Raw genomic sequence first — 12,856 nt, forward strand, 5'->3', positions numbered from 1 at the left:
GCGCCATGGTAGCTGCGCCAGCCGGGGGCTGCTGCGGGTTCCGACCTGTGGCCCTCTCGGATTTGCAAGGCGGTGGGACAATTGCGCCCATGCATCCCAAACAGCTTCTCGACGCCTGCGCCGAACTGGTCAAGCGCACCCTGACTTTCGAACACCCGGCCGACGCCGTGGTGTCACGCTTTTTCCGTGAAAACCGCAACCTGGGCCCGCGCGAGCGTGCCGCGCTGGCCGAAACCGCCTACACCGTGCTGCGCAAGAAGCTGCTTTTTGAGAGCCTGGCACGTTCTGGCAGCGGCTCGCGCGAGCGCAGGCTGGCCATCCTGGGCTTTGCCCATAGCCAGGAAGCCCTGGCCCGCGTGGCCGGCAAGTCCGAGCAGGGCGTCAAGGAGGCGCTCGGCTTTGCGCGCGCGGCGCTGTCCCCCCAGGAACTGCAATGGCTGGACGCCTGCGATGCCGTGCGCCCCGATGAACTGATGGAACCGCACCGCCACAACCTGCCCGAGTGGCTGGTCGCGCCGCTCAAGCAGCAGCTGGGTGAAGATTTCTGGGCCTTTGCCCAGAGCATGGAGCAGGCCGCACCGCTGGATCTGCGCGTCAATGCGCTGAACGCCAAGCGTGCCGATGTGCAAAAGGAACTGGCCGATGCCGGCATCGCCGCCGAAGCCACGCCGTACTCGCCCTGGGGCCTGCGCGTGCAGGGCAAGCCCGCGCTGGCCCGGCTGGACGCCTTCACGCGCGGCGCCATCGAGGTGCAGGATGAAGGCTCCCAGCTGCTGGCGCTGATGCTGGACGCCAAGCGTGGCGAAATGGTGGTCGATTTCTGCGCCGGCGCAGGCGGCAAGACCCTGGCCATTGGCGCGTCCATGCGCAGCACGGGGCGCCTGTACGCCTTCGATGTGTCCGGCCACCGGCTCGAAGCCCTGAAGCCGCGCCTGGCGCGCTCGGGCCTGTCGAACGTGCACCCCGCGGCCATCGCCCATGAGCGCGACGACCGCGTCAAGCGCCTGGCCGGCAAGATCGACCGCGTACTGGTCGATGCGCCCTGCTCGGGCCTGGGCACGCTGCGCCGCAATCCCGACCTCAAGTGGCGCCAGTCGGCCAAGGCCATCGAGGAGCTCACGCAAAAGCAGGCGGCCATCCTGGCCAGTGCAGCGCGCCTGGTCAAGCCGGGTGGGCGCCTGGTCTATGCCACCTGTTCGGTCCTGCCGCAGGAAAACGAGGCCATCGCCGAGGCCTTTGCAGCGGAGCACTCTGACTTCGTGGCCATGGATGCGGGCGAACTGCTGGCCCAGCTCAAGGTGGAGCAGGGCGATGCGCTGTGCAGCGGCGGCGAGACCGGCACGCAGTACCTGCGCCTGTGGCCGCAGCGCCATGAGACGGACGGATTTTTCGCCGCCGTTTGGACCCGGAAGCCGTAACTTGCAGACGCAATAAGCTGTAAATCGCAGGAGATTGCCGAATGCCTTTGTAGGCGCATCGCCTAAAATTGAGGCATCGGTGCCACTGGGCGCCGCCTTGCCAAAGGCTTCGGTTATGTCGCTGGATTTCGGATCGGTTTGGAACCTCGCCGTGGATTGGATGGCCCATGGCCTGTGGCAGCTGTCGTGGTGGCAGCTGCTGCTGTACGCCCTGGTCACCACCCACATCACCATTGCTGGCGTCACCATCTTCCTGCACCGCTGCCAGGCCCACCGCTCGCTGGACTTGGGGCCAGTTCCTTCGCACTTCTTCCGTTTCTGGCTGTGGCTGGGCACGGGCATGGTCACCAGGGAGTGGGTGGCCATCCACCGCAAGCACCACGCCAAGTGCGAAACCGAGGACGACCCCCACAGCCCGCAGACACGTGGCCTGGACACCGTGATGCGCCAGGGTGCGGAGCTGTACCGCGAAGAGGCGGCGAACGCCGAGACACTCAGGAAGTTCGGCCACGGCACGCCCGACGACTGGATCGAGCGCCATCTCTACAGCCGGCATTCGATCTGGGGCCCTTCGCTGATGCTGATCATCAATGTGCTGCTGTTCGGTGCCATCGGGCTGACGATCTGGGCCGTGCAGATGGCCTGGATTCCGTTCTGGGCTGCCGGCGTGGTCAACGGCCTGGGCCATTTCTGGGGCTACCGCAACTTCGAAGCCCAGGATGCCAGCACCAACCTCGTGCCCTGGGGCCTGATCATTGGCGGCGAGGAACTGCACAACAACCACCATACCTACCCGACCTCGGCGAAGTTCTCGGTCAAGCGCTATGAGTTCGACGTGGGCTGGGTTTACATCAGCGCCATGCAGAAGCTGGGCTGGGCCAAGGTCAAGAAGACGGCGCCGCGGCTGGTCATGGGCGCCGTCAAGCCCGTGGCCGACGAAAAGACGCTGGAGGCCGTGATCGCCAACCGCTACGAGGTCATGGCCCGCTATGCGCGCGGCGTGCGCGCCGCCGTGCAGATCGAGCTCGATGCGCTCAAGCAGCGCAAGGCCCGGCAGGCCGACCTGTCCCTGCTCAAGACGGCGCGCCGCTGGCTGCACCGCGATGCCGACAAGGTGCCCGCCCAGGCGCAGGGGCAACTGGCCCAGGCGCGCGCAGCCCACCCCGTGCTCGACCAGATGCTGGTCATGCGCGAGGAGCTGCGCCAGCTGTGGCTGAACACCTCGCTGTCGCGCGAGCAACTGACGGCCCATCTGCAGGCCTGGTGCCATCGCGCCGAGGCCAGCGGCATTGCCGCGCTCAAGGAGTTTTCCGTCAAGCTGCGCGCTGCCCACGCCTGAGGCCGCGAAGCCAGCCGGCAACCGACCATGCCCGGGGCCGCATCCCCTCTTCGGAGGCGATGCGGCTTTTTGCTGTGGGGCTCTGCCGCAGTTCCAGGCTTGCCATGGCCTGGGACAAGGAGCGGACCCGTATCTGCAGATCGGCGCCCGCACGCCAGCCCTGGCCCGGCCGCAGTCTGAAGGCCGGCGCGGGCACCCCATCCGCCCAGGCCTGTTGCGGAGCGGTGATTTCCAGCGGGCCGTGGCGGCAGAACAGTTCACTGCCCTCCAGCACATGCAGGTGAAGATCGTTGCCGGGGGCAAGATGGCGCAGTTCGAAGGAGCGGGTGTCGGCGTTGTGCATGGTCTGTGTCCTGTGATTCCAGGCCCTCAAGCGTAGGCACGCGGCCCTCATCGGCACAGGCACAGCCTGCGGCTTGTTGCATCGCAGCAGTGCAGATAGCGATGGATCTGTTCTGCTTTGTGGTCGATGGATCTGTATCTGTTGCGTAACAGCGCTTTGCGGCAAGATCGCGGGCAAGTCCTCTCGTCCCCGATTCGTTGTCGACCTGTTCCATGACCCTTGCAAGCGCCTCTCCGACCCTGTACCGCCGCCTGGCGGCCGACTACAGCCTGGCCATGGAACTGGGCACGCTCAAGGCGGGCGAGCGCATGCCTTCCGTGCGCGAGCTGATGCGCCGCCATGAGGTCAGCCTGTCCACGGCGCTGCAGACGCTGCGGCATCTGGAGGACCTGGGCCAGCTCGAAGCCCGCCCGCGCGTGGGCTACTTCGTGCGCGATGCCCGGCCTGCAGGCCTGGCCCCGGCCAGCGAGCCCGACCTGAGCCAGCCGGTGCAACCGCTGCCGCAGCCGCACTTCGCAGGCATCAATGAACACATTTCCCTGATGCTGGAGCGCGGCCGCCAGGCCGATGTGCGTGTGGACCTGGGCGGTGCCACGCCGCCGCCCGAACTGTTCGATCGCGGCTACCTGAACCAGGCCGCCGCCCGGCTGCTGCGCGAGCAGCCTGACCTGTTGGTGCTGGGGCGCTCCATGATGGGCAGCCACCCTGATTTCCAGCGCGCCATGGCGCGGCGCGCGCTGGCGGCGGGCATCCATGTGGCACCGGCCGATGTGCTGGCGACCACGGGCAATTCCGAGGCCGTGAGCCTGGCGCTGGCCGCCGTGGCCTCGCCCGGCGACTTGGTGGCCGTGGAGTCGCCGACCTACTACGGCCTGCTGCAGGTGGTGGAGTCCTTGCAGATGCAGGCGCTGGAGATTCCCTGCAGCCCGCGCACCGGCCTGTCCATCGAGGCGCTGGAGCTGGCCCTGCAGACCCAGCCGCGCCTGAAGGCCGTGGTGGTCGTGCCCGAGCTGCAGATGCCGCTGGGTACGCGCATTCCCGATGAGCACAAGGCCAGGCTGGTCGATCTGTGCGGCGCCCACGGCGTGGCATTGATCGAGGACGACTCCTATGGACTGTTCGTGGAAAGCGGCCAGCCCGTGCGCCCCATCAAGGCCTGGGATCGCCTGCCGGGCCATGTCATCTATTGCGAGGCCTTCAACAAGAGCATGGCGCCTGGCCTGCGCCAAGGCTGGATGAACGCTGGCCAGTGGCATGGCCGGGTGCAGATGCTCAAGTTCGCGCGCAGCCGGGGTACCCAGACCCTGGCCCAGTTGCTGGCGGCCGCCTGCGTGGGCTCGCCCGCACACCTGCGCAATCTGCAGCGCCTCAAGCAGCAGTTGCGGCGTCAGCGTGAAGGCATGGCGCAGCTGGTGGCGCGGTTTTTCCCGCTGGGCACGCGGCTGAGCCTGCCGCCCGGCGGACTCAGCCTGTGGCTGGAGTTTCCGGTCGGAGTCTCCACCTCCGGGCTTTTCACCGAGGCGCTGGCGCGCGGCATCCGCACGGCGCCGGGCAGCATGTTCTCGAACTCGGGGCGCTACGAGCACTGCATGCGCCTGGGCTGCACCCTGCCGGTGGATGCCGTGATCGAGCAGGCCTGCCGCGAGCTGGGTGCCATGGCCTGTGCGCAGCTGGGTCAGCCGGCGCGCGGTGGGTGACAGGCGAAAAACAGACGTAAAACGGACGCAAAGCGGGCACAAAGCCAACACAAAGCGGACGCAAAAAAACCGCCGGGCTTGCGCCGGGCGGTTTTTTGTCGGTACCGGGAACAGGCTGAATTACTTCAGCTTGATTTCCTTGTACGTGACGTGCTTGCGAGCCTTGGGATCAAACTTCATGATCGCCATCTTCTCGGGCATTGTCTTCTTGTTCTTGGTCGTGGTGTAGAAGTGGCCGGTTCCTGCAGTGGATTCCAGCTTGATCTTTTCGCGTCCGCCTTTAGCAGCCATGGTGTTTCTCCTTGAGGGATTTAGGCTTGGCCACGGGCACGCAGGTCTGCGAGCACGGAGTCGATACCGTTCTTGTCGATCAGGCGCAGAGCAGCGCTGGAAACGCGCAGGCGCACCCAACGGTTTTCGCTCTCAACCCAAAAACGGCGGTATTGCAGGTTGGGCAGGAAACGACGCTTGGTCTTGTTGTTGGCGTGGGAAACGTTGTTTCCCACCATGGGCTTCTTGCCCGTTACTTCACATACGCGTGCCATCAGGACACTCCGATAGTTGTACAGCCGCCGACGCTGATGCCCTGCATTTGCTGCATGGCTTGCCGGCAACCTCACCTCGCCATAAAGGGTGGCGGTAACCCCATGCTGAAAGTGTCCTGACCATGCAAGCAAGGCGCGCTTCAAATTCAGCAAAGCCACGGATTATAGCGTCTCCATGAGAAAAGCCCCTGGGCCAGCCAAACACGGCTGCAGCCAGGGGCTTTTGCCGCCCTGCGGGAGAGCAGGGTGGGCAGGGTGGCGTCCTGCTTATTCCTGTTCGAGGAAGCGCTGGGCGTCCAGCGCGGCCATGCAGCCCGTGCCGGCGCTGGTGATGGCCTGGCGGTAGACATGGTCCTGCACGTCGCCGGCCGCGAACACTCCGGGCACGCTGGTCTGCGTGGCAAAGCCCTTGAGGCCGCCCTGGGTGATGATGTAGCCGGTCTCGTCCATCTCCAGGTGGCCCTTGAAGATCTCGGTGTTGGGCGCATGGCCGATGGCGATGAAGCAGCCCTGCAGCTGGATATCCTCGGCATGGCCGTCCTGGGTGCTCTTGATGCGGATGCCGGTCACGCCGGACTGGTCGCCCAGCACCTCTTCGAGCACGAAGTGGGTCTTGAGCTCGATCTTGCCGGCCCGGACCTTGTCCATGAGCTTGTCCACGAGGATGGGCTCGGCCTTGAACTTGTCGCGGCGGTGCACCAGGGTGACCTTGCTGGCGATGTTGGACAGGTACAGGGCTTCCTCGACGGCCGTGTTGCCTCCGCCGACCACGCACACGGGCTGCTCACGGTAGAAGAAACCGTCGCAGGTGGCGCAGCCGGAGACACCGCGGCCCATGAAGGCCTCTTCGGAAGGCAGGCCCAGGTACTTGGCCGAGGCGCCGGTGGCGATGATCAGGCTGTCGCAGGTATAGGTGCCGGAATCGCCGGTCAGCGTGAAGGGGCGCTTGGAGAAATCGACGCTGTGGATGTGGTCGAACACCACCTGGGTCTTGAAGCGCTCTGCGTGCTCCAGAAAACGCTGCATCAGCTCGGGGCCCTGCACGCCGTTCACGTCTGCAGGCCAGTTGTCCACCTCGGTCGTCGTCATCAGCTGGCCGCCCTGGGCCATGCCGGTCACCAGCAGCGGGTTGAGGTTGGCGCGCGCGGCATAGATGGCGGCCGTGTAGCCGGCAGGGCCGGAGCCGAGGATCAGGACTTTGGCGTGTTGGGTAGAAGACATGGATGCAGTTCTTGAAAAAGGCGCACGCCGGCAGTCGGCGTGCAGAAAAAAAGATACATCGGGAACAGCTGTGGAGTATCGCTCCGCAGTCAGGTTCCCGTTGCCATATGGATCAATGGCCCGGATTGTCAAAAATGATCGACGTAGCGCCGTCATGCGGCGGTGTCATGCTCTGTTGCAAGTGCTTGCATTACGCTTGCGGGTCGCCCTGGCTGTTTTTGCGGCCAGTCCGAGGGGGCTGGGGTAAGCTCCCGCCTGCGTATGACTTACTCATTGAACGCTCTGAACGCTTCCACATCCGCCAAGGGCAAATCCAGGTCTGCGGCGCGCCCCGGCATGGTGGCGCGCTTCGGCCACGAAATGCTGCTGCTGGCGGGGCTGCTGGCCCTGGTGTTCTGGCTTGCCTCCATGCTCAGCTACTCGCCCCAGGATCCAGCGTGGTCCACCTCCGGGGCGGGACACGCGCGCCTGGTCGCCAACTGGATGGGCCGCGTCGGAGCCTGGCTGGCCGACGCCTGCTATTTCGGTTTCGGCATGTCGGTCTGGTGGCTGGTGCTGGCCTCGCTGCAGACCTGGCTGTCTTCCTTTGCGCGCTGGCTGCGCGGCGGCGTGCCGCGCGACGGTGTGCCACTGCCGCCCCTGTGGCGCCGGCGCCTGCGCTTTTGGGGCGGGCTGCTGCTGCTGCTGGGTGCGAGCTGCGCACTGGAGTGGACGCGCCTGTACCGCTTCGAGAGCGTGCTGCCCGGCCCGGCCGGCGGCGTCTTCGGCTACATGCTGGGGTACCACAGCCTGCAGTGGCTGGGCTTCATGGGCTCGGGCCTGATCGGCATCTGCGTGGCCGTGATCGGCCTGGCCATGGTGTTCCGCTTTTCCTGGGGCCATCTGGCCGAATCCATGGGCGCACGCCTGGACGGCTGGGTGCTCTTTCTTTTTGCGCGCCGTGAAAAGGCCCGGGACGAAGCCGCAGGCCGCCGCGCTGCGCGCGAGCGCGAGGAAGTGGTGCAGGAAGAGCGCACGGAAAGCGCCGTGCAGCACCCGCAGCCCGTGCAGATCATCGAACCCGTGCTCCAGGAGGCTGCGATACCCAGCGTGCGCGTGGTCAAGGAGCGCCAGAAGCCCCTGTTCTCCGAACTGCCCGACAGCAAGCTGCCCCAGGTGGATCTGCTCGATGCGGCGCAGCAGCGTCAGGAAAGCGTGTCGCCCGAAACGCTGGAGATGACCAGCCGGCTGATCGAAAAGCGCCTCAAGGACTTTGGTGTCGATGTGCATGTGGTCGCCGCCATGCCCGGCCCCGTGATCACGCGCTACGAGATCGAGCCGGCCACGGGCGTCAAGGGCTCGCAGATCGTGAACCTGGCCAAGGATCTGGCGCGCTCGCTGTCCCTGGTGTCCATCCGCGTGATCGAGACGATTCCCGGCAAGAATTTCATGGCGCTGGAGCTGCCCAATGCCAAGCGCCAGTCCATCCGCCTGTCCGAGGTGCTGGGCTCGCAGGTCTACCACGACGCCAAGAGCATGCTGACCATGGGCCTGGGCAAGGACATCGTGGGCAATCCGGTCGTGGCCGATCTGGCCAAGATGCCGCACGTGCTGGTGGCCGGCACCACGGGTTCGGGCAAGTCGGTGGGGATCAACGCCATGATCCTGTCGCTGCTGTACAAGGCCGAGGCCCGCGATGTGCGCCTGCTGATGATCGACCCCAAGATGCTGGAAATGTCGGTCTACGAAGGCATTCCTCACCTGCTGTGCCCCGTGGTCACCGACATGAAGCAGGCCGCCAATGGCCTGAACTGGTGCGTGGCCGAGATGGAGCGCCGCTACAAGCTCATGAGCAAGCTGGGCGTGCGCAATCTGGCGGGCTACAACACCAAGATCGACGAGGCCAAGGCGCGCGAGGAATCCATTCCCAACCCCTTCAGCCTCACGCCCGAGGAGCCTGAGCCGCTGCAGCGCCTGCCGCACATCGTCATCGTCATCGACGAGCTGGCCGACCTGATGATGGTGGTCGGCAAGAAGATCGAGGAGCTGATCGCGCGCCTGGCCCAGAAGGCCCGCGCGGCCGGCATCCACCTGATCCTGGCCACCCAGCGCCCCAGCGTGGACGTGATCACCGGCCTGATCAAGGCCAACATCCCCACACGCATCGCCTTCCAGGTCAGCAGCAAGATCGACAGCCGCACCGTGCTTGACCAGATGGGCGCCGAATCCCTGCTGGGCATGGGCGACATGCTCTACATGGCCAGCGGCACGGGCCTGCCCGTGCGCGTGCACGGCGCCTTCGTGTCGGACGAGGAAGTGCACCGCGTGGTGGGCTACCTCAAGGAGCAGGGCGAGGCCGACTACATCGAAGGCGTGCTCGAAGGCGGCACGGCCGAGGGCGACAGCGAGTTCGGCTCGGAGTCCGGCGACGGCGGCAACGGCGAGAAGGACCCCATGTACGACCAGGCCGTGGAAGTGGTCCTCAAGGACCGCAAGGCCAGCATCTCGTATGTGCAGCGCAAGCTCAGGATTGGTTACAACCGCTCGGCGCGCCTGCTGGAAGATATGGAAAAGGCGGGCCTCGTCAGCGGTCTCACCGCCAGCGGGCAGCGCGAAGTGCTGGTGCCCGCGCGCGCCGGGGAATGAGCCCGCTTCCCCCGCAATCATGGAGAAAGAATGAAACGTCTGTTGACTGCAGTTGTGATCGCGGCAAGCGCGACGGCCTCGTGGGCCGATGGCCTCAAGAGCCTGGAAGCCTTCATGAAGAATTCCCAGGCCGGCCGCGCCGAATTCACCCAGGCCGTCACGGCCCCGTCCAAGGATGGCCAGCCCCCGCGCACCAAGAACTCCAGTGGCCAATTCGAATTCCAGCGTCCCGGCAAGTTCAGGTTCGTCTACACCAAGCCGTTCGAGCAGACTATCGTCGCCGACGGCAAGACGCTGTGGCTCTATGACGCCGACCTCAACCAGGTCACGCAGCGCCCCCAGGCCCAGGCCCTGGGCAGCACACCGGCCGCCATCCTGGCGTCGGCCAACGATCTCAAGGCGTTGAGCGCCGACTTCGATCTGCAATCCGCGCCCGAGCAGGATGGCCTGCAATGGGTCCAGGCCAGTCCCAAGGACAAGAACGGCCAGCTCAAGAGCGTGCGCGTGGGCTTTGCGGCCGATGGCCAGCTTTCGGCGCTGGACATCCTGGACAGCTTTGGCCAGCGTTCGCTGATCCGCTTCAGCCAGCTGCAGACCCAGGCGTCCCTGCCGGCCTCGACTTTCGATTTCAAGGTGCCAGCGGGCGCCGACGTGCTCAAGCAGTAAGCCGCGCTGCCGCGCGGGGCAACCTTTCAGGCCGGTCACAGGCTGCGGTGCGCAGTTTGTGAGGTTTTGTAATGGTTTTGCCTAATATCGTCGAGACAATGGCGGCCTGCGGCCAGCGATTGTTTCGACGTCCCTCCGAGGACATGCTGGCCGGCTCTCGCATGCCTTTATGAACCTCAGTCGCAAGTTGCCGCTCGCCATTGCCATGGCGCTGCTATTCACCCTCGCTGCCGGATTCTTCGGACTCTGGTCGGCCCATCGATCCCTAGGCGTCTTTCACGGCGATGTCCAGCGCCACATGGCGGCGGAACGCCTTGCCGCCGAGGTGGAAGGCCACTTCAAAACCCAGGTCCAGGAATGGAAGAACGTGCTGCTGCGCGGCTCGGACAACGCGCTGCGCGAGCAGCACTGGAAGGGCTTTCTGGCCGATGAGCGCGCCGTGCAGGACAAGACCGCGGCCTTGCTGGCCCTGGTGGACGATGCCTCCCTGCGCGAGATCGCCCAGGGCTTTGTGGCGCAGCACCGCAAGATGGCCGAAGGCTACCGCGTGGGACTGGACAAATTCGAGGCCACGGGCTTCGACCCCTCCGTGGGCGACATGGCCGTGCGCGGCGTGGACCGCGAGCCGGCCGAGCTGCTTTCCCAGCTCAAGGCCGGCATTGCGGCGCAGAGCAAGGCGGTGGCCGACGATGCCTACAGCAGTGGCAAGCACGCCACGGAGCTGAGCCTGGTGCTGATGCTGGTGGCGGCCGTGGCCGGCGTGGCCATTGGCTGGCTCATCACCCGTGCCGTGGTGGCACCGCTGCGCAGCGCGGTCCAACTGGCCGAGAAGGTGGCCCAGGGCCATCTGACCAATGCCATAGCGAGCGGCGGGCACGACGAACTGGGCCAGCTGCTGCGGGCGCTGGGCGCCATGCAGGAGCAGCTGCGCAGCATCGTCGTGGAAGTGCGCGGCAATGCGGAGCAGGTGGCATCCGCCAGCTCGCAGATCGCGGCCGGCAACAGCGACCTGGCCCAGCGCACCGAGCAGCAGGCATCGGCCCTGCAGATGACGGCTTCGTCCATGGACCAGCTCGACTCCACCGTGCGCGGCAATGCCGATCACGCAGAGAAGGCCAACCTGCTGGCTTCGTCCGCCAGCGACATCGCCACGCGCGGTGGCGATGCCATCTCGGCCGTCGTGGGCACCATGCGCAGCATCCAGGATGCGTCCGAGCGCGTGGTCAGCATCATCGAGGTGATCGACGGCATTGCGTTCCAGACCAATATTCTTGCGCTCAATGCGGCCGTGGAGGCCGCACGGGCCGGCGAACAGGGCCGGGGCTTTGCCGTGGTCGCCGCCGAGGTCCGCACGCTGGCCCAGCGCAGCTCCGGCGCGGCGCGGGAAATCCGTGACCTGATCCAGGCCAACGCCCAGCGCGTGGCCCTGGGGGCCGAGGAGGTGGACAGCGCGGGTGCGACCATGGCCTCGGTGCAGGAGGTGATTGCCAAGGTCTCGCGCATGATCGGCGCCATCAGCCACTCCAGCGGCGAACAGAGCGCTGGCGTGAGCCACGTCAACAGCGCCATCGTCCGCATCGAGGAGGGGACCCAGCAGAACGCCGCGCTGGTGGAGCAGACCAGTTCGGCCGCCGAGAGCCTGCGCAAGCAGGCCCATCAGCTGGTCGAACTCATGGCGCGTTTCAGGACGGCCTGAACGCGGTGGCCGGGGCCGGGCGCAGCCGGTCGTGGAGCGCCGCCAGCACCAGGGTGGCTGCCACGGGCAGGGCCCAGCCCATGCCGTTGCCCGGCAGGCTGTTCAGGAAGGCCGGCAGCCAGTCCTGCCAGCCGGCCGCCTTGGCGGCATCGACAAGGCCGAACACCAGCGCCACGGCCAGCACCGGCGCGAACACGCGCTGCGCATTGCGCCACAGGCCTGACAGCAGGCTCAACACCACCAGGGCGATGGCCAGCGGATAAATGCCCACCAGCACGGGGCCGGACAGGGCGATCAACTGGGCCAGGCCCTGGTTGGACACCAGGATGCACGCCAGGCCAATGGCCACCACCACCGCGCGGTAGGGCAGACGCAGCATCTCGCTGAAGTAGGCGCCACAGGCGCTGACCAGGCCCACGGCCGTGGTCAGGCAGGCCAGGGAAATCACCACGGCCAGCAGCAGGCTGCCGATGGGGCCGAAGGTGTGATCCACATAGCGCGTGAGGATGAGCACGCCGGTCTGCGCCTGCGGGGCGATGGACTGGCTGGTGGCACCCAGATGGATCAGCGACAGATACACCAGGCCCAGGCCCACGGCCGCGATCACGCCCGCGATGATGGCGTAGCGCGTCTGCAGCCCGGTGTGGGAGATGCCCCGGCCCCGGATGGCGTTGACGATGACGATGCCGAAGGCCAGGGCGCCCAGCGCGTCCATGGTCTGGTAGCCCTCCAGAAACCCTTCGGTCAGGGGCGCGACCAGGTAGTCGCCGCTGGCGCTGGTGGCGGCACCGGCCGGCAGCAGCACGGCGGCGGCACCCAGCACCATCAGGGCCAGGATCAGTACGGGCGTGATCAGCTTGCCGATGGTGTCGATCAGCTTGCCGGGGAACAGGGACAGGCCCATGACCAGCACAAAGTACACCGCCGAGTAGATGAACAGCGCAGTGCTGCTGTGGCCCACGAAGGGCGCAAAGCCCATCTCGAACGACACGGTGGCCGTGCGCGGCGTGGCAAACAGCGGGCCGAGGATGAGATAGATCAGCAGGCCCAGCACCATGCCGGCCTTGCGGCCCACGGGCGAGGTCAGCGCATCGAGCCCGCCGCCCACGCGCGCCAGCGCCACCACGGTGAGCAACGGCAGGCCCACGCCCGTGAGCAGAAAGCCCGTGGCCGCAGCGGCCGCGTGCTCGCCGGCGCCCTGGCCGACCATGGGCGGAAAGATGATGTTGCCCGCGCCGAGGAACAGCGCAAAGGTCATGAAGCCTAGGGCGATAAGGTCCCGGGTCTTGAGTGTTTGCATGGATGT

11 protein-coding genes are annotated in these 12,856 nt (G+C 66.4%); 6 read left to right on the forward strand and 5 right to left on the reverse strand.

Annotated features, from left to right (window positions below):
- The first annotated feature begins 89 nt into the window (after nucleotides 1–89).
- Nucleotides 90–1,418, forward strand: a complete 1,329-nt coding sequence (locus BW39_RS26080; RefSeq protein WP_043825048.1) for an RsmB/NOP family class I SAM-dependent RNA methyltransferase — start codon at nucleotides 90–92, stop codon at nucleotides 1,416–1,418.
- Nucleotides 1,419–1,533: 115 nt separating this feature from the next.
- Nucleotides 1,534–2,757, forward strand: a complete 1,224-nt coding sequence (locus BW39_RS26085; protein WP_043825050.1) for a DesA family fatty acid desaturase — start codon at nucleotides 1,534–1,536, stop codon at nucleotides 2,755–2,757.
- Here BW39_RS26085 and BW39_RS26090 read toward each other — a convergent pair.
- On the reverse strand, nucleotides 2,732–3,100 hold the full coding sequence (locus tag BW39_RS26090; RefSeq protein WP_043825051.1) for a hypothetical protein: 369 nt from the start codon (nucleotides 3,098–3,100) through the stop codon (nucleotides 2,732–2,734). The two genes, BW39_RS26085 and BW39_RS26090, sit on opposite strands and share 26 nt — an antisense overlap.
- A gap of 212 nt (nucleotides 3,101–3,312) precedes the next feature.
- Between BW39_RS26090 and BW39_RS26095 the strand changes: the two genes are divergently transcribed.
- The gene (locus tag BW39_RS26095) at nucleotides 3,313–4,797 is read left to right on the forward strand and encodes an aminotransferase-like domain-containing protein (protein ID WP_043825053.1); all 1,485 of its coding nucleotides are present in this window, start codon (nucleotides 3,313–3,315) and stop codon (nucleotides 4,795–4,797) included.
- A gap of 120 nt (nucleotides 4,798–4,917) precedes the next feature.
- Here the strand turns inward: BW39_RS26095 and rpmG are convergent, their stop codons facing one another.
- The 3 genes from rpmG to trxB all read right to left on the reverse strand — a co-directional run bounded on the left by rpmG (nucleotide 4,918) and on the right by trxB (nucleotide 6,563).
- Nucleotides 4,918–5,088 carry a 50S ribosomal protein L33 gene (gene rpmG, locus BW39_RS26100; RefSeq protein ID WP_012207164.1) on the reverse strand — a complete coding sequence of 57 codons (171 nt, stop codon included), beginning with the start codon at nucleotides 5,086–5,088 and terminating at the stop codon, nucleotides 4,918–4,920.
- 20 nt (nucleotides 5,089–5,108) lie between these two features.
- Nucleotides 5,109–5,342 (reverse strand): 50S ribosomal protein L28, encoded by a 234-nt coding sequence (gene rpmB / locus BW39_RS26105; RefSeq protein WP_012207163.1) that lies wholly within the window; start codon nucleotides 5,340–5,342, stop codon nucleotides 5,109–5,111.
- A gap of 267 nt (nucleotides 5,343–5,609) precedes the next feature.
- Nucleotides 5,610–6,563 (reverse strand): thioredoxin-disulfide reductase, encoded by a 954-nt coding sequence (gene trxB / locus BW39_RS26110; protein WP_034396780.1) that lies wholly within the window; start codon nucleotides 6,561–6,563, stop codon nucleotides 5,610–5,612.
- Nucleotides 6,564–6,824: 261 nt separating this feature from the next.
- On the opposite strand from trxB, the gene BW39_RS26115 reads away from it, so the two are divergent.
- The 3 genes from BW39_RS26115 to BW39_RS26125 all read left to right on the forward strand — a co-directional run bounded on the left by BW39_RS26115 (nucleotide 6,825) and on the right by BW39_RS26125 (nucleotide 11,550).
- Complete coding sequence (locus tag BW39_RS26115) at nucleotides 6,825–9,188, forward strand: DNA translocase FtsK (RefSeq protein ID WP_043795743.1); 2,364 nt, start codon at nucleotides 6,825–6,827, stop codon at nucleotides 9,186–9,188.
- A gap of 30 nt (nucleotides 9,189–9,218) precedes the next feature.
- Nucleotides 9,219–9,854, forward strand: coding sequence for an outer membrane lipoprotein chaperone LolA (gene lolA, locus BW39_RS26120; RefSeq protein ID WP_043825056.1), 636 nt, complete (start codon nucleotides 9,219–9,221; stop codon nucleotides 9,852–9,854).
- 169 nt (nucleotides 9,855–10,023) lie between these two features.
- On the forward strand, nucleotides 10,024–11,550 hold the full coding sequence (locus BW39_RS26125; RefSeq protein ID WP_043825059.1) for a methyl-accepting chemotaxis protein: 1,527 nt from the start codon (nucleotides 10,024–10,026) through the stop codon (nucleotides 11,548–11,550).
- Here the strand turns inward: BW39_RS26125 and brnQ are convergent.
- Entirely contained in the window at nucleotides 11,537–12,850 is a 1,314-nt protein-coding gene (brnQ, locus tag BW39_RS26130) for a branched-chain amino acid transport system II carrier protein (protein ID WP_043825060.1), read from the reverse strand. The genes BW39_RS26125 and brnQ overlap by 14 nt on opposite strands.
- Between the last annotated feature and the right edge of the window lie 6 nt (nucleotides 12,851–12,856).

It is taken from the genome of Delftia sp. RIT313 (assembly GCF_000632165.1).
GTDB classification, from domain to species: Bacteria; Pseudomonadota; Gammaproteobacteria; order Burkholderiales; family Burkholderiaceae_C; genus Comamonas; species Comamonas acidovorans.

Bases quoted from the DNA above. Each gene is read 5' to 3' on its own strand.
- BW39_RS26080 (WP_043825048.1), top strand. From the start codon at position 90: ATGCATCCCAAACAGCTTCTCGACGCCTGCGCCGAACTGGTCAAGCGC.
- BW39_RS26085 (WP_043825050.1), top strand. From the start codon at position 1,534: ATGTCGCTGGATTTCGGATCGGTTTGGAACCTCGCCGTGGATTGGATG.
- BW39_RS26090 (WP_043825051.1), bottom strand. From the start codon at position 3,100: ATGCACAACGCCGACACCCGCTCCTTCGAACTGCGCCATCTTGCCCCC.
- BW39_RS26095 (WP_043825053.1), top strand. From the start codon at position 3,313: ATGACCCTTGCAAGCGCCTCTCCGACCCTGTACCGCCGCCTGGCGGCC.
- rpmG (WP_012207164.1), bottom strand. From the start codon at position 5,088: ATGGCTGCTAAAGGCGGACGCGAAAAGATCAAGCTGGAATCCACTGCA.
- rpmB (WP_012207163.1), bottom strand. From the start codon at position 5,342: ATGGCACGCGTATGTGAAGTAACGGGCAAGAAGCCCATGGTGGGAAAC.
- trxB (WP_034396780.1), bottom strand. From the start codon at position 6,563: ATGTCTTCTACCCAACACGCCAAAGTCCTGATCCTCGGCTCCGGCCCT.
- BW39_RS26115 (WP_043795743.1), top strand. From the start codon at position 6,825: ATGACTTACTCATTGAACGCTCTGAACGCTTCCACATCCGCCAAGGGC.
- lolA (WP_043825056.1), top strand. From the start codon at position 9,219: ATGAAACGTCTGTTGACTGCAGTTGTGATCGCGGCAAGCGCGACGGCC.
- BW39_RS26125 (WP_043825059.1), top strand. From the start codon at position 10,024: ATGAACCTCAGTCGCAAGTTGCCGCTCGCCATTGCCATGGCGCTGCTA.
- brnQ (WP_043825060.1), bottom strand. From the start codon at position 12,850: ATGCAAACACTCAAGACCCGGGACCTTATCGCCCTAGGCTTCATGACC.